The organism is Nocardia aurantia (assembly GCF_009604425.1).
GTDB classification, from domain to species: domain Bacteria; phylum Actinomycetota; class Actinomycetes; order Mycobacteriales; family Mycobacteriaceae; genus Nocardia; species Nocardia aurantia.
Window position 1 is genome coordinate 78,882 of the sequence record NZ_WEGI01000004.1, and the last position, 18,079, is coordinate 96,960.

Below are 18,079 nucleotides of genomic sequence, written 5' to 3' on the forward strand. Positions count from 1 at the left end.
GGGGGTTATGACGACGGCCGGCCGCTGCCACCGGGTCCGCCGGGCGGCGGGTCCGGCGATCGGGCGACCGCGCCGCCGCCGGGGAATGCGCATCCGGGCGGTGGGGGATCCGGCGACGGTTCCGGCGGCGGTGATGGTTCCGGCGACGGCAACTCCGGCCACGGTGGCTCGGGCGATGGCAGCTCCGGCCACGGTGGCTCGGGCGATGGCAGCTCCGGCCACGGTGGTTCCGGCGATGGCAGCTCCGGCCACGGTGGTTCCGGCGATGGTGGTTCCGGCGATGGTGGGCCCGGTAATGGTGGGTCGGGGAACGGTGGTTCCGGAAACGGTGGGTCGGGGAACGGTGGTTCGGGGAACGGCTCCGGCGCCGGTACCGGGAACGGTCCGGGCATGCCCAGCCCTGGACCGGGAATCGGGCCCGGTGGATTCGGATCCGTGCCGGGCGGCGGCCACGGCATGCCGGGCGGCGGTATGCGGGGGATCATCGCCGATTCGCTCGCCCCGGCGCGGACCGTGCCGGCCCAGGTGTCCCCGGATCCGCAGCCCGCGAATCCGCCGCAGCGGACCGGGAATTCGGGTCCGTCGTTCCTGCACCGCGGTGGCATCCAATCCGGTTCGGTGGGCGCGATCGTCAACCACGGCATCGTGACCGCGGCCGGCCGCATCAGCGTCGACGGCACCCAGAGCGACCTGTCCGCACTGGCGAAACGGCAGCTCGCGGAGGTGCCGGCCGACAGCGTGCCGATGACCGTCGGCCTCGACGGCGCCGGTCGCTACCGGGTCATCGCCGATCCCACCTGGGACGGCACGGTGGTCGTCACCGGCCTGCCGATGGCGGGTGTGGACGCGATCCTGATGCGCGCGCTGCTGGTGACGGTGGTCGTCACCGCGGTCGCCCTGAGCATCTCGATCACCCTCGGCGTGTGGCTGATCAGCCGGTCGCTGAATCCGCTGAGCCGGGTCGCGGTGACCGCCTCGAAGGTCGCGGACCTGCGGCTGGACCGCGGCGAGGTGGCGCTGCCGGTGCGGGTGCCCAGTGGCGACGCCGACCCGGCCACCGAGGTCGGCCGGCTCGGCGCCGCGGTGAACCGGATGCTCGATCACATCGCCGACGCGCTGTCGTCGCGGCACGCCAGTGAGACCCGGGTCCGGCAGTTCCTCGCCGACGCCAGCCACGAACTGCGCACCCCGCTGGCCGCCATTCGCGGCTATACCGAACTGGCACAACGGGATCGGCACGACATGTCGGCACAGGCCGCGGACGCGATGGCCCGGGTCGATGCCGCCGCCCGGCGGATGTCGGCGCTGGTCGAGGACATGTTGCTGCTGGCCCGTCTGGATTCCGGCCGGTCGCTGGAGCAGGGTCCGGTGGACCTCTCGCAGCTCACCGTCGACGCCATCAGCGATGCCCACATCGCCGGTCGCGAGCATCGCTGGGACCTGGACCTGCCCGACGAGCCGGTGGTGGTGGCCGGCGACGGCGCCCGCCTGCATCAGGTGCTGTCGAATCTGCTCACCAACGCGCGCGTGCACACACCGCCCGGCACCACGGTCACGGTGTCGCTGGACTTCGCGGGCGAGGGAGCGGTCTGGCGGGTCTGCGACGACGGGCCGGGCATCCCGGCGCACCTGCAACCGGAGGTGTTCGAGCGTTTCGCCCGGGGTGACTCGTCGCGGTCGCGGCAGGCCGGCAGCACCGGGCTGGGGCTGGCGATCGTCGCGGCGGTGGTGAAGGCGCACGGCGGGACCATCGCCGTCGACAGCGTGCCCGGCGCCACGGCCTTCACGGTCCGGTTGCCCGGACGAGCGGCAGCGCCGGAAACGAACTGATCGCGCGGCCCTGCTCCCAGGGAACGCACAGCTTCGGCGCAGCCGGGTGGCACGAATCGTCAGCAGGATCGTGGATGTGACGACGACTGTATTGGAACCTGTGGCTCCGCCCGGCCGGTCGCCGCGGCCGGTGCGGGATCGGACGACGGTGTGGCGGCGGCTGTCGCTCGGCGCCCTGCTCCTGGCGACCGCGGCACTGTACCTGTGGGATCTCGGCGCCGGCGGCTGGGCCAATCAGTTCTACGCCGCGGCCGTGCAGGCCGGGTCGTCGAGCTGGAAGGCGATGCTGTTCGGCTCGAGTGACGCGGCCGGCGCGATCACCGTGGACAAGACGCCCGGCGCGCTGTGGGTGATGGATCTCTCCGCGCGCCTGTTCGGATTCAACGCGTGGAGTCTGCTGGTACCGCAGGCGCTGGAGGGTGTCGCGACGGTGGCGGTCCTGTACGCCGCGGTGCGGCGGGTCGGCGGCCACGGCGCCGGGCTGCTCGCGGGCGCGGTACTGGCCGTGACGCCGGTGGCCGCGTTGATGTTCCGCTACGACAATCCCGACTCGCTGCTCGTGCTGATGCTCACCGTGGCGGCCTACTGCGTGCTGCGGGCGATCGAAAAGGACGCCGCCGCATGGTGGTTGCCGCTGGCCGGGGTCGCGATCGGCTTCGGTTTCCTGGCCAAGATGATGCAGGCGTTCCTGGTGCTGCCGGCCTTCGCCGTCGCGTATCTGCTTGCGGCACAAGGTGGCTGGGGTAAGCGGCTGTGGCGCTCGGCGACCGCGCTGCTCACGCTGGTCGTGTCGGCGGGCTGGTATCTGGCGCTGGTGGCGCTGTGGCCCGCGAGTTCACGGCCCTACATCGGCGGCTCCCAGCACAACAGCGTGCTCGAACTCGCGCTGGGCTACAACGGTGTCGGCCGGATCACCGGCAACGAGACCGGCGGGCTGGGCAACACCAACTTCGACGTCGGCTGGGACCGGCTGTTCGGCGACGAGATGGGTGGCGACATCGCCTGGTTGATCCCGGCGGCGCTGATCCTGACCGTGGCCGGGTTGTGGGTGCTGCGCAGGGCGCCGCGCACCGACCCCGCGCGGGCGGCGCTGGTGCTGTGGCTGGGCTGGCTGGTCGTCACCGGCGCGGTCTTCAGCTACGCCAACGGGATTCTGCATCCGTACTACACCGTCGCGCTGGCGCCGGCGGTCGGCGGCGCGGTCGGTATCGGCGCTAGCCTGATGTGGCAGCGCCGCAACGATATTCGGGCGACCGCGGTGTTGTCGGGCACCCTGGTGGTGACGGTGGTACTGGCCGACGTGCTGTTGCGCCGTACCCCGCAATGGAATTCGTGGCTGGTGCCGGTGGTGACTGTGGCGGGTGTCGTCGCGGCGGTGGCGGTGCTGTTCGTCGGCCGGCTGCCGCGGACGCTGGCGACCGTCGCGACCCTGCTGGCCGTCGCCGCGGCGCTGGCCGGACCGGCGGCCTACTCGATCGCGACGGCGGCGACGACCCACGGCGGTCCGATCCCGTCGGCCGGTCCGGGTGGTTCCGGCTTCGGCGGGCGGCACGGTCCGCCCGATGGTGGCAATCGGGACGGCAACTCCGGCAAGGCTTTCGGTGGTTCGCGCAACAGCGGCGGCGCGCCGGGACAGCCCGGTACCGCCGGGCCGGGTGCGGCGGGTGCCGGTACGGGACCGGGCGGCACAGGTCCCGGTACCGGGCCGGGTGGTACGGGTTCCGGTACCGGTTCGGGTGGTACGGGTTCCGGTACCGGGTCGGGCGGCACAGGTTCCGGTACCGGGTCGGGCGCCGCGAGTTCCGGTGCGGGACAAGGTGATCCGCGATTCGGTGCAGCAGCCGGTGGCGCCCCGGGCGGACCGAATACTGCTGCGGGCCCAGGCATTCCGGGATCCGGTGCGACGGCGAACGGCGGTACGACTGGTGCCGCGGGCACTGGCGGTACGGCCGGTGCCGCGGGCAATGGCGGGACGACCGGTGCCGCGGGCAACGGTGGCGGCGGTGGCTTCGGCGGCGGCCCGATGGGCGGAATGTTCGGCTCCGACAAGGCGAGTGCGCAGGTGGTCGCGGCGCTGACGGCGAATGCGGGCGATTACACCTGGGTCGCCGCCGCGGTCGGCTCCAACAATGCCGCGACCTATCAGCTGGCGACCCGTGATCCGGTGATGGCCATCGGCGGATACAACGCCACCGACCCCGCCCCAACCCTGGATCGGTTCCGGGAGTACGTGGCGCAGCACAAGATTCACTACTACATCGACGGATCGACGATGGGTGGTATGCGCGGCGCGAACAGCGGCGGCAGTACCGCGTCGACGGAGATCGCCGCCTGGGTGAAGGCCAACTTCACCGCGCAGACGATCGACGGCGTCACGGTCTACGACCTCACCCCGGGTTCCTGACCCGCCGAGCGAAACACGAACGGCCCCGGAAGCATTGAGCTTCCGGGGCCGTCATGTGTATGAGCGGATGACGGGATTCGAACCCGCGACCCTCACCTTGGCAAGGTGATGCGCTACCAACTGCGCTACATCCGCACGTTGCCGTCCGGCAACGAGAAGGAACAATATCCCACCGTCGCGTGAAACTGCGAATCCCCAGGTCGCGCGGTTCCCAGCGAACTCTCGGCGTAGACAAATCCGGTCCGTACGCGCGGCACCGACGATGGAGTCAACGCAGGAGAGGACCTGACATGACGCTCATCGAAACCCCCGTGCGGCGGGCCCATCCCGCCGATCCGACACCACCGCGACCGGCCCGGCCGCGCAACCGATGGTTCTACGGACCACCCGATCGGCCGCGCTGGGCCCGGCCCTCGCTGCTGGGCCTGCTGGTCGCGACCGCGACACTGTATCTGGTCGGTCTCAGCCGAAACGGTTGGGGCAACGACTATTACGCGGCGGCGGTGCAGGCCGGCACCAAGAGCTGGAAGGCGCTGCTGTTCGGTGCGCTGGACGCCGGCAACTCGATCACCGTCGACAAGCCGCCCGCGTCGCTGTGGGTGATGGGCCTGTCCGGACGGCTGTTCGGCTTCGGTTCCTTCTCCATGCTGTTGCCCGAGGCGCTGATGGGTGTGGCCTCGGTCGCGCTGGTGTATGCGACGGTGCGCCGCTGGAACGGTCCCGCCGCGGGCTTGCTGGCCGGTAGCGTACTGGCGCTGACACCGGTGGCGGCGTTGATGTTCCGGTTCAACAACCCGGACGCGCTGCTGGTGTTCCTGCTGTGCGCCGCCGCCTACTGCACCGTACGGGCCACCGAGACCGGCAGCGGCCGCTGGCTCGCATTGACCGGTGCCGCGCTCGGGTTCGGCTTCCTGGCGAAGATGATGCAGGCGTTCCTGGTACTGCCGGCGTTCGGGCTGGTGTTCCTGCTCGCCGCGCCGATCGGACTGTGGCGACGGGTGTTCGCCCTGGCGGGTGCGGTGGTCGCGCTGGTGGTGTCCGGTGGCTGGTTCGTCGCGCTGGTCGAGCTCTGGCCGTCGGCGTCCCGGCCCTACATCGGCGGGTCGACCAGCAACAGCCTGTGGGAACTGGCGATGGACTACAACGGACTCGGGCGCGTGTTCGGCGGCTCGGGCAACCACGGCGGTGGTGGCGGTGGCGGCGGCAGTTTCGGCGGCAGCACCGGTGTGACCCGGCTGTTCGCCGAGCAGATCGGCACCGAGATCTCCTGGCTGCTGCCCGCCGCGCTGATCGGCCTGGTGGCGGGGCTGTGGTTCACCCGGCGTGACCCGCGCACCGGACGGACCCGCGCCGCGCTGGTGCTGTGGGGCGGCTGGCTGGTCGTGACCCTGGTGGTGTTCAGCTACATGCAGGGCACGATGCACCCCTACTACACGGTCGCGCTGGCACCGGCCATCGCCGCGGTGCTGGGTATCTGCCTGACCGAATTGTGGCGGGGCCGTGGCACTCTCGGCGCGCGCGCAGTTCTCGGCGGGATGCTCGCTGCCACCGGGATCTGGAATTATGTGCTGCTGGACCGCACCCCGGACTGGTATCCGGCGCTGCGCTGGATCGTGCTGATCGGTGCGATCGTGGTCGCCGCCGTGACCGTGGTCGGCCTGCATCAACTCGGCCGCCTGACGGTGGTCGTGGCCGCGGCTGGACTGCTGTTCGGGCTGGCGGGGTCGACCGCCTACACGATCGAGACGGTGGCGACCGTGCACACGGGTTCGATGCCGTCGTCGGGGCCGAGTACCGGGCACGGCTTCGGTGGACCCGGCGGCGGTACCGGCGGTGGCGCACCGGGTGCCGCCGCCCCGGACGGCTCGACCGGCGGTTCGGGCTCCGGCGCTTTGGGCACGGCGGATGGGGCGGCCGGTTCGGGCTCGGCCGGATCGGTCGGCGGACAGGCCGGCGGTGGTTCGGTGACCGGATCGGTCGGCGGACAGGCCGGCGGTGGTTCGGTGACCGGTTCGGCCGGCGGACCGGCGGGCGGTGGTTCGGTGACCGGTTCGGCCGGCGGACCGGCGGGCGGTGGTTCGGCCACCGGTTCGGCCGGAAAACCGGCGAGCGGCGGTTCGGGAACCGGTGCGGCTGCGGCCGGCGAGGGCGGGGACGCGGCGCGGGGTGGGCCGGGCGGCGGCAGCGACAACGCCGCGGTTCAGCAATTGCTGAGAGATTCCGGTGAGTTCCGCTGGGCCGCCGCCACCATCAGTGCCCAGTCCGCGGCCGGTTTGGAACTGAACACCGGCGCCTCGGTCATGGCGATCGGCGGATTCACCGGCAGCGACCAGTCGCCGACGCTGGCACAGTTTCAGCAATACGTGGCCGACGGCGATGTCCACTACTTCGTCGCGGGCGGCGGTATGGGCCCCAGCGGTGGCTCGGGTGTCGGATCGGAGATCACGGCGTGGGTGCAGCAGCACTACGCGGCGACCACGGTCGGCGGCAGTACGGTCTACGACCTGACCGCGCCGATCTCCTGATCGGCCGGACGACGCGAGGCCCGGGGTTCCGAAGGGGCCCCGGGCCTCACGGTCGTGCGGAAGAGATCAGAAGGGCAGCGGAATCCAGGTGCCGAACAGCGAGAACCCGTGCTGCTGCTGGCTCTGCGGCAGCTGCTGGCCCTGCTGGCCCGGCTGCTGCGGCTGGGCTTGCTGCCCCTGCTGGCCCTGCTGCTGCGACTGCCCCTGCTGCGCCTGCTGGCTCTGCTGGTCCTGCTGGCCGGGGGACGACTGCTCCGGCTCGGCGACGGCGATGCCCGCCCCCATCCCCAGGGCCGCGATCGTCACACCACCGGCCAGGACGGTCCGGGCAAGCGTCGACTTCACCTTCATGCACACGCTCCTCTTCGTCGGTAGGACCTTCACAGCTACGTATGAGCTAGGTGCCGATTGTGCCGATCCGAGCGGCAGATGCACATCGACTCGCCGAAGGGGTGATGGTCGGCGTAGCGATCTGCGTCACAAAAAGGTAACGGAAAAGCCTCGATTGCCGAATACTTGCCAGAGAGTGCCGGTCGAGGCTCGTTCCGCCGGTGCGTCCAGAACGTCACACCGCACGGGTCGATTTTTCCGCCTCCGGAGTGTCAGCCGCGGCGTGTTGAAGTGAAAGGTCGACGAACGGATGCAGATGGGGAATTTCGACTCCTCCCGGCGGCGGACCGCCCCGGGATTGCGAGCCTGGGTGTGCGCGGCGGTGCTGGCGATGCTGATACCGGTGACCACCGCGCTGGTCGGTTCGGGCACCGCCCTGATCGGCGCGGGCACCGCCGCGGCGGCCCTGGACCCGGACGGCTTCGACTTCTACGTGGATTCCGCGATGGGCCCGATCAAGTCCCGCGTGTTCCGGGCCGCGGACGGCAACACCAGCCGCGTGGTCTACGCGCTCGACGGTATGCGAGCCCGGGAGGATCTGAGCGGCTGGGAGATCAACACCGAGATCGCCCGCTCGCTGACCGCCGCGAACATCAATGTCGTCATGCCGATCGGCGGTGAGTCCAGTTTCTACACCGACTGGAACGCGCCGAGCAGCATCCTCGGCACCGGTTCCAGCAGCGGTTCGTCCGGTGGTTCGGGCAACGGCTCCTCCTCGGGGTCGGCCTCCGGTTCCGGCGGCCTGCAGGTGCTGTCCAACACCGGCCCGGGCAAGTCCTACACCTACAAGTGGGAAACCTTCCTCACCCAGGACCTGCGCAACGCGCTGCGGGACCGGCTCGGCTTCGCGGCGAGCCGTAACGGCATCTTCGGCCTGTCGATGGGCGGCAGTGCGGCGCTGACGCTGGCCGCCTACCACCCGGACCAGTTCAGCTACGCCGGCTCGTTCTCCGGCTATCTCAACCTGTCGGCGCCGGGTATGCGGGACGCGATCCGGGTCGCGATGGTCGACGCCGGCGGATACAACGTCGACTCGATGGCGCCGCCGTGGGACAAGAAGTGGCTGCGGATGGATCCGTTCGTCTTCGCGCCGCAGTTGATCAACAACGGTACCCGGCTGTGGGTGTCGGCGGCCAGCGGCCTGCCCGCGGCCGGTGACGGCCCGAACCTGAACACCGTCAACGGCATGGGCCTGGAGGCGCTGGCGCTGGTGAACACCCGCGCGTTCCAGGTGCGGATGAACACCCTCGGCGGCGGGAACGTCACCTACGACTTCCCGGCCGCGGGCATCCACGAGTGGAACAATTGGGCGAACGAGGTCAACCGGATGATTCCGGATCTGTCCGCCAACATCGGCTAGCCCGCCGTCGTCTCGTCGGCGCATCCGCCCGTCTCACCATCCGGTGGGGCGGGCGGTTGCGAAATCTCCCTATTCGAACAAACCGTGCGGACGAGAAATAACGTGCGGTCGTATGCTTTGAATATGGCTCCGCCGACAGCCGACAAGCGCGTGCTCCGGGGCGCTCGGACCCGTCGCATCATCGCCCGCCACGCCGCCGACATCGCCTCCCAGGACGGGCTCGACGGCCTCAGTCTGGGCCGCCTCGCCGAGGACCTGGGCCTCAGCAAGAGCGGCGTGCAGACCCTCTTCGTGACGAAGGAGCGGCTGCAACTGGCCGCCGTCGAGGCCGCCCGTTCGCTGTTCGCCGAATCCGTCGTGACCGCGTCCGACTCGGCCGCGCCGGGACTGGCCACACTGCGGGCCCTGATCGAGCGCTGGATCGAGTATGCGGCCGCCCCGTTGTTCCGCGGTGGCTGTTTCTGGGGCGCCAACCTGGTCCGCTTCGGCAACAAACCCGGTCCGGTGCGGGACGCGCTGGTCGCGAGTTCCCGGGAATGGACCGATCTGCTGACCCGGGAACTGGGCACCGCGATCTCCGCCGGCGAGGTCGCCGAGCGGGACGTCGAGCTGACGGTCTTCCAGCTCGACGCCCTGCTGCTGGCCGCCAACACCCGGCTGCGGCTCGGTGATACCGAGGCGATGACGAAATTGCGGCGGACCGTCGACGAATTGCTCAGGGCGCCATGACGGTCGCCCGGTCGTGCAGCGACGCGCGCAGGCCGGTGCTCGGCGGGATGCCGAGTTCGTCCCGCAGGATCCGCTCCGCGGACTGGTAGGACTCCACCGCCTCGGCGTGCCGGCCGATCCGGCGCAACGCCACGACCAGTGCCGAATGCAGTCGTTCGTTCAGGGGATCATCCACGAGGAATCGTTTCGCGTTCACGATCGCTTTCTGGTGCCGGCCCAATTCGATCCAGGCGTGCACCAATTCTTCGCGGGATGCCGCCCGTAATCTGTGCAGTTCGTCGGCAATGGAACACAGCAGGGGTCCGTCGAAAACATCGAGAAGTGCGTCACCGCGCCAGAGTGCCAGTGCGTCGTCGAGTACGGCGGCCACCACCGAGGGCGCCGCCGGTGCGAGATTCAATGCGTTCTCCACACGGGTCGCGAATCGATGCGCGTCGACGGCGGAACGTTCGATGTTGAGCCGATAACCCGACCCTACGGTCTCCAATACGCGATCGTCCGGTGAATGAAATTGAATCCACTTCCGAAGTCGCGTCATATTGGCGTGCAGAGCATTGACAGGATCTCCCGTCGAGCGATCGAGCGCCAATTCCTCGACCAATTCGTCGCGGCGGACGGTATCGCCGGCGCGATATGCCAGCAAGGCCAGGATGCTTCGCATCTTCGTGCCGCTGAGCTGTGCGAGTCCGGTTCCGCAGCGTGTTTGTAGTGGGCCCAGCACGTTGATCTCGATCGATGTCGTATTCACCAATCCTCCGTCTGGTGGGTACCTTTCGGCCGAACCCTGCCGAGTTCGGACCCAACCGGCGAACAACGGTTGTATCCGGTACTGTGCGAGGAAATCGCTATTCACCCGGGTGGACGATGACCACGTTGTCCGATTCCCCCCGTGGAAACCGTTCGGTATCTGATACCGTGCGGCATGCGAACTTTATGTCTCGATGTTGACCGGTGAGAACGGCGCCGGAAAGCCGATAATTGTGGTGCCACCAGCACTTCCGGCTGTCACCCCCGCTTTCGATGTGCCGCCGACGAGTCTTCCGGCGGTTGGCCGAAATTCGTTCCGCAGTGCTCTGGTGAAGCGCTCCTGGACGGCATACAAGCAAGAATACGTGCGATCGTATTGTGAACTCAAGGTAATTGTCCGAAGAGTGTCGATTCAGATGTGATCTCGAGCACGCGGAAGCGCCCCCCTGCCCCAGACTTTCGGGGCTTGCCCCGATGGCGAGCGGTCCGGCGAGCGGTCCGGTGCAGGTGGCGGAACGCCGGTCGGAGTACGCGTGTCCTCGATCCTGCTCTTGACATCACGCATCCCCGGCGCATACTCACATACACGAAGTATGTCACAGACTCTAGACAGGTGAGTTGGCATGAGTTCGGTCGATGTCGTGCCCGCCCGCGTGACGGCTCGGGCCCGGGTGGTGAGGTTCTGGGACGACCATCCCAGGCGCTCGATGGATACCGTGGGCCGGCAGTTGGCGATGGGGTGGGAACTGCTCCGAGGTCTCGCGATCTCCCTGGTCCGCGGTACTTTTCCCTGGCGTGAGTTCGTCCGCCAGTGCTCGTTCATGGCGAGCGTGTCGGCGATACCGACGATGATCGTCGCGGTCCCGGTCGGCGTGGTGATCGCACTCCAGGTGGGCGCGGTGATCCAGCAGGTGGGCGCGGATTCGTTCATCGGCTCGGCGGTCGGGATCGGGGTGCTGAAACAGGGTGCGCCGCTGGTCGCGTCGATGATGATCGCGGGCGCGGTCGGGTCGGCCGTCTGCGCGGATCTCGGTTCCCGCACCATCCGCGAGGAGATCGACGCGATGCGCACGATGGGTGTCGATCCGCTGCAGCGGCTGGTCGCGCCGCGGCTGGTGGCGGCCATGCTGGTCAGCGTCCTGCTGTGCGGATTCGTGGTGTTCGTCGGCTTCGCCGCGACGTTCTGGTTCTACGTCTATCAGGAGGGCGGGACGGCGGGGTCGTTCATCCATGCCTTCGTGAGCTTCGCGACCCCGTCCGATCTGATGGTGGCACTGGTCAAATCGCTGCTGTTCGGCCTGTTCACCGCGGTGATCGCCGGATACCACGGACTCAACGCGCGCGGCGGCCCCGGCGGGGTGGCGAACGCGGTCAACGCCGCCGTCGTGCAGTCGGCGCTGATCCTGTTCGGCGCAAATGTGCTCATCTCCGAGGTCTACAACGTGCTGTTCCCGAGCCGGGTGATCTGATGTCCGCGACCTACATCCCCGCCGCCGCCCGACCGATGCGCCTGTTGCGCGGGCCGGTCAACCTGCTGGCCGCCGCCGGGCACCAGGTCTTCTTCCTGGTGCGCACGTTCCTGTCCGTCCCGGTCGCGATGCGCAACTACTCCCGGGAGGTGCTGCGGCTCATCTCCGACGTCACCTGGGGCAACGGCACCCTCGTCGCCGGCGGCGGCACCATCGGCGTGGTGCTCGTGATCTGCGGTTTCGGCGGTATGACCATCGGTATCGAGGCGTTCAACAACCTGAACCTGCTCGGCGTCGGCCAGGCCACGGGGGCGATCTCGGCGCTCGGCGCCACCCGCGAGATCGTGCCCATCCTCGCCACCCAGGCCTTCATCGTGCAGGCCGGCTGCCGGTTCACCGCGCAACTCGGCGCGATGCGGATCTCCGAGGAGATCGATGCGCTGGAATCCATCGCCATCCGGCCGCTGCCCTATCTGGTCACCACCCGGGTGATCGCCGTCGCCGTGGTCGCGCTGCCGTTGTACCTGGGCGCGCTGGCGATCTCGTACCTCTCCACGCAACTGGTGGTCGAGGTGATCGGCGGCCTGCCCGGCGGGACCTACCAGCACTATTTCTTCCTGTTCCTGGTGCCGGGGGATCTGCTGCGCTCGATGCTGAAGATGCTGATCCTGGTCTCGCTGACCACCTTCATCCAGTGTTACTACGGCTATTTCGCGACCGGCGGCCCGGAGGGTGTCGGGGTGGCGGCGGGCCGGGCGATCCGGATGTCGATCATCGTCATGGTCACCTCGAATCTGTTCATGTCCCTGGCCATCTGGGGCACCACCGCCGGAGCGGCCCGATTCTCGGGGTGAGATATGAACGCCTACAACGGAAGTCGACTCGACGGCGACACCGTCACCGATCGGGCCCGGGCGGTGCTGGCCGAACTGGAGCGCGTCATCGTCGGCCGGCGCGCCGCGCTCACCACGGTCCTGCTGACCGCGATGGCCGGCGGCCACATCCTCATCGAGGACCTGCCCGGCCTGGGCAAGACCCTGATCGCCCGCTCGTTCGCGACGGTGCTGGGGCTGGAGGTCACCCGGATCCAGTTCACTCCGGACCTGTTGCCCGCGGACGTGGTCGGATCCACCGTCTACAACCTCGCGACGGGCGCCTTCGAGTACCGGCCCGGACCGATCTTCACCAATGTCCTGGTCGCCGACGAGATCAACCGCACCCCGCCGAAGACGCAGGCGGCGCTGCTGGAGGGAATGGCCGAGGGGCAGGTCAGCGTCGACGGCCGCACCCGGCCGCTGCCCACGCCGTTCCTGGTGATCGCCACCGAGAATCCGATCGAGCACGAGGGCACCTACGCGCTGCCCGAGGCGCAATTGGATCGCTTCGCCGTGCGAATTCGGCTCGGCTACTTGGATTCCGCCGATGAACTGGCGATGTTGCGTCGTCGGCTGGACCGCGCGGCCCGCGAACCGCGGGTCCACCCGGTGCTCGATGCCGCGGGGCTCCCGGCGTTGCAACGCAGCGTGGAACGGGTGGCCGCGCACGACGACATCCTGGAATACGTGGTGGCACTGGCCACCGCCACCCGCCGGCATCCGCACGTCGACATCGGCGCCGGTCCCCGCGCCGAACTCGATCTGCTGCAACTGTCCCGCGCCCGGGCGGTGCTGGCGGGCCGCGACTACGTGATCCCCGAGGACGTGAAGGCCTTGACCGTGGCCACGTTCGCGCATCGCGTCACGGTCCGGCCGGAGATGTGGGTGCGCCGGATCCGCAGCGAGGACGTGGTCACCGAGATCCTCACCCGGGTTCCCGCGCCCCGGGCCGACGCACGGGTCGGCGAATGACTTCCGGAAGTCGTTGTCTCGGAATGGGTTCCGTTGCGCCGCACCTCGCGCAGGACGGGCCGGGAGGCACGGTTGCCGGGGACGCGGCCGCCGAGCGGGACGGCCCCGGCCCCTCGATGGGATCCGACGCCGATGCGGTGCCGTCGAACGGGACAGTCGCGCTTGCCTGTTCGGGTCGCCGGTGGGCGTTCGGCGACCAGCGCAGGCGGGGGATCCGGCGCGGACCCGGGCTCGATATCCGGGTGGTGGCCGAGATACCGGGCGCGTGTCGTGAGGTGGATCGTGGTGGTCGCGGCGCAGGGGGCCGCGACCACCGTGCCCGACCGGGCTGTGCCGCGGTCGCGCGGGAGTGGGGGCCGTGATGGTAGTCCGGGACGGTGGGGTGCGGCGGGGGACGGCAGTGCGATCCGCGCTGGCGTTGGTGGCGCTCGTGCTGACGGTAGTCGCGTTGCAGGGGGAGATTCCGGCGGGAACCGGCGCGGGGCAACCGGTTCCGGTCTCCTCCTCCCGATCGCAATCGGTGGCGGTGCTGGTCGTGCTGGGTGTCGCGGCGGTGAGCGTGATCGCGGCGGCGTTGTTCCGGTACCTGCGCCACGGGAACGAGCGGGCCGCCACGGCGGCGGCCGAGACTTCCGTGCCGTGGCGAACGTGGCGTTTCGGGTTGCGACAGTGGATATTTCTCGGGGCCGCGCTCGCGGTGACGGCGGGGATCATCGCAGCGATGGCGATCGGAGCCGGGTTGCCGGCTCGTCCCGCCGCGACGCGGTCACCGGCGGAGACCACCGACAGGACGGCCGGTCGGACGGATGACTCTGCGCCGCAGCCTGTTTCGCCTTCGGCGGGCGAGGGGCCGAATCTCGTGGTCGCGGCCGCGACCGGTGGGGTGGTCGTCGCGGTGGCGTTGGCGGGGACCGTGATCGCCGCCCGGTCCGGCAGGAAGCGAACCGAGGTCGCGGCTCCGGACGAGGACGACGACGCGATCGTGGTCCGGGTGCTCGCGACCGCGGCCGAACGTGGCCTGGCCGAGGTGATCGAGGGCGGCGCCGACGCGCGGGGAGCGATCATCGCCTGCTACACCGCGATGGAGAACGCGCTCACGGAGATCCGGGATGTCGCACCGGCACGGTCCGATACCGCGAGCGAAGTGCTGGCGCGAGCGGTCGCCAAGGGCGTGATCCGGCGGCGGGCGGCCACCGGGCTGGTGGAGCTGTTCGCGGAGGCCCGGTTCAGCGGCCATCCGATCACCGACGCGCATCGTACGGCCGCGGCCGGGCTGCTCGCCGAGGTGCTGGCGGAACTGGAGGTGCGGCAATGACTTTCGGCCGAATCGCGGTCGCGGGAATCGTCCTGCTGGCCGGCGTGGAGATCGTGCTGCTGTGCTGCTGCCGGTCGTTGTTGTTACCGGTCGGGGGAGTCGGACTGCTGCTGGTGCTGGCGGTGCTGCGACCGGCCGCGGATCCGGGCCCGCGCGATCACGCGGAAACGGAGGCGCCCACACCGGAGCCGATCGAGCGCTGGCTCGCCCGCACGGCGGCTCTGCTGGACTTCGCCGATTCCTCGCGCGGTGACTGGGATCGGCACCTGCGTCCGGTGCTCGCGCGCGAATTCGCGATGTCGTTGGGGCACAAGGCGGTCGGTGATCGGCGGCTGGTCGCCCAGGTCGGCACGGCGCACTTCGGTGCGGCGCTGTGGCCGTGGGTGGATCCGTCGGCCGCCGCGCCGGACCGGCGATCCGACCCGGGGCCCGGCCGCGGCGTGCTGCTCGAGATCATCGACCGGCTGGAGCGACTGTGACGGAAACCGCCGAGCCGCACCGGATCCGGCGGCCGTCGCCGCTGGCCGTGGCCCTCGTGACGGCTGCGGGTCTCGTGCTGGCGGTCGCGGTCGCGCTGCGGCAGCCGCAGGTGGCGGTGTTCGCGGCTCCCATGGTCGGCGTCCTGGTCGCGGGGCTGTGGCGGCCGCCGCGGGGTTCGGTCCGGGTGACGGCGTCGGAGCCGGGCATCGTGCGCTGCTTCGAGACCGAGGAGCTGGAAGTCACGCTGACGGCCGAGGTGTCGGGCGGTGAGGCCGAGATGCGCCTGGCGGTACCGCCGGTCGACGGACTGTCTCTCGATACCGCGACCGGACCGGACCGGGCCGTGCTCACGCTCCGGATCACCACCGGGCGGTGGGGCGATTACGCACCGCCGGTGCTGGTCACGGCCGTCGATCCGCTCGGGCTGGTGCTGGCCACCACGATTCACCGTCCGCTGCGGCTGCACGTCTACCCCCGGGCCGACCCGCAGCGGATCGATCTCGATCCGCCGGTGCTGCCCGACCGCGCCGGTACCCACCGCACCCGGCGGCGTGGCTCCGGCACCGAGTACGCCGATACGCGAATGTACGTGCCGGGTGACAGTGTTCGATCGATCGACTGGCGCACGACCGCACGCCGCGGCGCGCTGCACGTGGCCGAGCGGTACCGGGAGCATGCCGCCGATCTGGTGCTGCTGCTCGATACCGCACCGCAAGCCGGCGGTCCCGCCACCCGATCGCTGGATCGCGCCGTGCGCGGGGCCGCGCAACTCGCACGCTCGGCACTGGCGAGCGGTGACCGGGTCGGCATCGCCCTGCTCGGCGGCGACACCCGCTGGCTCGACGTCCGCGACGGCCGGCACCAGCTGTACCGGATCGTCGCGGCGGTCCTCGACGCGAACGAGGCCGGAATGTCGGCGGTGCCGGGCACCTTGCTGCCCCGGCAGGCGCTGCCACCGCATACGTCGATCGTCGCCTTCTCGACCCTGCTCGACGCCTCGTTCGGCCTCTCGCTGATCGAATTGCACCGCCGCCGGCACCCGGTCCGGGTAGTCGACACCCTGTCCGGCACACCGTTCGAGGAACCGGAGGATCCGATGCTGTCGCGATGGTGGAGCCTGGAACGCGCCGCGATGTACCGCGACCTCGCCACCGTCGGCGTCGAGGTCCTCGCCTGGGACGACGATCGCACCCTCGCGGAGGTCCTGTGGACCGGCCGGTCCCGCCGCGACGCCGGGCACATCGGAGTCGCGCGATGACATCTGCCGTTCCACTGCTTCCGATGGTCCTGGCTACGGTGGTGCTGCTCGCCGCCGGCGTCCGGTGGCCCCGGCTGACTCCGGTCGCGGTGCTCGCGGTGGTGGGGGCTCTGCTGGTGGCGCGGGGCGGGGTGATCGAGTACGCGGCCGGCGGGTTGGGGGCGACCGCATATCTCGTTGTGGTGCATCGGATCCGGAGCTCCGTGCGGCCTGCTCCGGCGGATCGGGCCGCGGTCGTCGTCGGTGCGGTGTCGTTCACCCTCGTGGCGGCCGCTGTGTTGCTGATGCCGGTCCATCTGCGGTGGATCCCGGTGCTGGCCCCGTTCACCGCGCTCGCGCTGGTGGTCGTCCCGGTCCGGCGATGACCGGAGTGCGAGGGCCCGGTCGGTGGCCCGGCTCAGCCGAGCGCTCGTGCCGGTGCCGGACGGTTGTTCTGGGGGATGTCGCGGTCCGGCGGGGTCAGCGGGAGGCGCAGCGGGGTCCAGGCGCGCTGGTAGCGATGCTTGCGGTGGCGGCGGAAAAGGGTGCGGGGGAGCACGATTCGCCTACCGGTGATGGCGCGGGCGATGGCCCGGGCATCCAGCCGGAAGTCGGGTAGGTCGCCGAGGAGCCGGAAGCCGATGAAGTACAGGCCCGGCGCCTTCGGGACGGAAGTGCCGAAGGCGTGCGGGCGCGCGTTGTGGTCGAGCACGTCGAGATGGCCGACGAGCGACTCCAGGCCCGGCCGGGCGCCGGTCGCGCACACCACGACATCGGCGGGCAGGCGGCTGCCGTCGGCGAGCAGCACCTCGGATTCGTCGAAACCCGTTACCGCGGCGACGGTTTCGATCTGTCCGCAGCGCAGTGCGGCCATCAGGCCGCGGTCGATGATGTAGCCGTGCCCGGTCTCGCGGACCGTCCTGATCAGGCCGAGTTCGGGGACGGCGAACCGGAATCGGGAGATGTCGCCGTAGTAGAAGAACCGGATGCAGTACTGCAGGAAGGTGGTGAACGGGTCCAGGATCGGATCGGCCCAGCGCCCGAACCGTTTCACGAAGAAGGTGAACGTGGTGGGGGAGATGCCGAGTACCGCCGGCGGGGAGATGTGCGGTGGCCGCCGCACCGAGATCCACACTCGCCGTGCGCCACCGGCGGCGCATTCCAGCGCGACGTCGGCGGCGCTCTGCCCGGCGCCCACCACGAGCACGGTCCGGCCGGCGTAGGGTTTCGCGTTGCGATAGTCCCTGGCGTGCAACAACTCTCCGGTGAATTCGGACAGGCCGGGCCACTGCGGTATCGTCGGCTCGGCGTAGGCGCCGGTGGCCACCACCACCTGCGGCGCCCACAGGCATCCCGAGTCGGTGTGCAGCAGCCAGCCGCCGTCGGCGCGTTCCAATCGGCGGACGTTCACCCCGAACTCGATGTCGAGTTCCCAGCGGCGGGCGTAGCGCTCGAGGTAGAGCAGGAAGTCCGTGCGGGAGGGGAATTGCCCGGCGCCGTTGTCGATCAGCATGCCCGGCAGTGACGACAGGACGCGGGGCGAGTTCAGGCGCAGCGAGTCGTAATGTCCGAGCCAGCTCTGGCCGACATTGTCGCCACGTTCCAGGAGCACGGGCCGGACGCCGGCGCGGGTGAGCGCGTAGCCGGTCGCCAGCCCGGCGGGGCCCGCGCCGATGATCACCGGTCCGTCGAACCTCCGAATCCCCGTGTTCGGACCGATTTCGTTGCTGCCCAGCATGTTCGCTC

The 18,079-nt window shown here is 70.1% G+C and carries 15 protein-coding genes and 1 tRNA gene; 12 read left to right on the top strand and 4 right to left on the bottom strand.

The features are described 5' to 3' along the window. The first annotated feature begins 390 nt into the window (after nt 1–390). Both NRB56_RS40445 and NRB56_RS40450 read left to right on the top strand, forming a co-directional pair. Nucleotides 391–1,830, top strand: coding sequence for a sensor histidine kinase (locus NRB56_RS40445; protein WP_153341241.1), 1,440 nt, complete (start codon nt 391–393; stop codon nt 1,828–1,830). Between the two features lie 76 nt (nt 1,831–1,906). Continuing rightward, nucleotides 1,907–4,234 carry an ArnT family glycosyltransferase gene (locus tag NRB56_RS40450; RefSeq protein ID WP_406603454.1) on the top strand — a complete coding sequence of 776 codons (2,328 nt, stop codon included), beginning with the start codon at nt 1,907–1,909 and terminating at the stop codon, nt 4,232–4,234. A gap of 62 nt (nt 4,235–4,296) precedes the next feature. On the opposite strand, the gene NRB56_RS09705 is transcribed toward NRB56_RS40450, so the two are convergent. Further along, a tRNA-Gly gene (locus NRB56_RS09705) sits at nt 4,297–4,369 on the bottom strand. Between the two features lie 155 nt (nt 4,370–4,524). Between NRB56_RS09705 and NRB56_RS09710 the strand changes: the two genes are divergently transcribed. After that, a complete protein-coding gene (locus NRB56_RS09710) occupies nt 4,525–6,759 on the top strand; it encodes an ArnT family glycosyltransferase (RefSeq protein WP_153340635.1) in 2,235 nt (744 codons plus the stop codon). A 66-nt stretch (nt 6,760–6,825) separates the two neighbouring features. Here the strand turns inward: NRB56_RS09710 and NRB56_RS09715 are convergent, their stop codons facing one another. Beyond that, nucleotides 6,826–7,110 (bottom strand): hypothetical protein, encoded by a 285-nt coding sequence (locus NRB56_RS09715; protein ID WP_153340637.1) that lies wholly within the window; start codon nt 7,108–7,110, stop codon nt 6,826–6,828. A 289-nt stretch (nt 7,111–7,399) separates the two neighbouring features. Between NRB56_RS09715 and NRB56_RS09720 the strand changes: the two genes are divergently transcribed. Both NRB56_RS09720 and NRB56_RS09725 read left to right on the top strand, forming a co-directional pair. Beyond that, entirely contained in the window at nt 7,400–8,509 is a 1,110-nt protein-coding gene (locus NRB56_RS09720) for an alpha/beta hydrolase (protein WP_153340639.1), read from the top strand. A 123-nt stretch (nt 8,510–8,632) separates the two neighbouring features. Continuing rightward, nucleotides 8,633–9,238, top strand: a complete 606-nt coding sequence (locus tag NRB56_RS09725; RefSeq protein ID WP_153340641.1) for a TetR/AcrR family transcriptional regulator — start codon at nt 8,633–8,635, stop codon at nt 9,236–9,238. On the opposite strand, the gene NRB56_RS09730 is transcribed toward NRB56_RS09725, so the two are convergent. Further along, complete coding sequence (locus NRB56_RS09730; protein ID WP_153340643.1) at nt 9,225–9,986, bottom strand: AfsR/SARP family transcriptional regulator; 762 nt, start codon at nt 9,984–9,986, stop codon at nt 9,225–9,227. The genes NRB56_RS09725 and NRB56_RS09730 overlap by 14 nt on opposite strands. A gap of 622 nt (nt 9,987–10,608) precedes the next feature. On the opposite strand from NRB56_RS09730, the gene NRB56_RS09735 reads away from it, so the two are divergent. The 7 genes from NRB56_RS09735 to NRB56_RS09765 all read left to right on the top strand — a co-directional run bounded on the left by NRB56_RS09735 (nt 10,609) and on the right by NRB56_RS09765 (nt 16,719). Next, on the top strand, nt 10,609–11,454 hold the full coding sequence (locus NRB56_RS09735) for an MlaE family ABC transporter permease (protein WP_153340645.1): 846 nt from the start codon (nt 10,609–10,611) through the stop codon (nt 11,452–11,454). Next, nucleotides 11,454–12,308, top strand: a complete 855-nt coding sequence (locus tag NRB56_RS09740; protein ID WP_153340647.1) for an ABC transporter permease — start codon at nt 11,454–11,456, stop codon at nt 12,306–12,308. Before NRB56_RS09735 ends, NRB56_RS09740 begins: the two co-directional genes overlap by 1 nt. Nucleotides 12,309–12,311: 3 nt before the next feature. Next, nucleotides 12,312–13,301 carry an AAA family ATPase gene (locus NRB56_RS09745; protein WP_153340649.1) on the top strand — a complete coding sequence of 330 codons (990 nt, stop codon included), beginning with the start codon at nt 12,312–12,314 and terminating at the stop codon, nt 13,299–13,301. 361 nt (nt 13,302–13,662) lie between these two features. Beyond that, complete coding sequence (locus NRB56_RS09750) at nt 13,663–14,616, top strand: DUF4129 domain-containing protein (protein WP_227837525.1); 954 nt, start codon at nt 13,663–13,665, stop codon at nt 14,614–14,616. Continuing rightward, entirely contained in the window at nt 14,613–15,095 is a 483-nt protein-coding gene (locus NRB56_RS09755) for a hypothetical protein (protein ID WP_153340653.1), read from the top strand. The genes NRB56_RS09750 and NRB56_RS09755 overlap by 4 nt, the downstream gene beginning before the upstream one ends. Further along, nucleotides 15,092–16,354: a DUF58 domain-containing protein gene (locus NRB56_RS09760; RefSeq protein WP_153340655.1), complete on the top strand. Its 1,263-nt coding sequence runs from the start codon at nt 15,092–15,094 to the stop codon at nt 16,352–16,354. The genes NRB56_RS09755 and NRB56_RS09760 overlap by 4 nt, the downstream gene beginning before the upstream one ends. A 23-nt stretch (nt 16,355–16,377) precedes the next feature. Further along, nucleotides 16,378–16,719, top strand: coding sequence for a hypothetical protein (locus tag NRB56_RS09765; protein ID WP_153340657.1), 342 nt, complete (start codon nt 16,378–16,380; stop codon nt 16,717–16,719). Nucleotides 16,720–16,751: 32 nt separating this feature from the next. Here the strand turns inward: NRB56_RS09765 and NRB56_RS09770 are convergent, their stop codons facing one another. Continuing rightward, entirely contained in the window at nt 16,752–18,071 is a 1,320-nt protein-coding gene (locus NRB56_RS09770; RefSeq protein ID WP_153340659.1) for a flavin-containing monooxygenase, read from the bottom strand. Between the last annotated feature and the right edge of the window lie 8 nt (nt 18,072–18,079).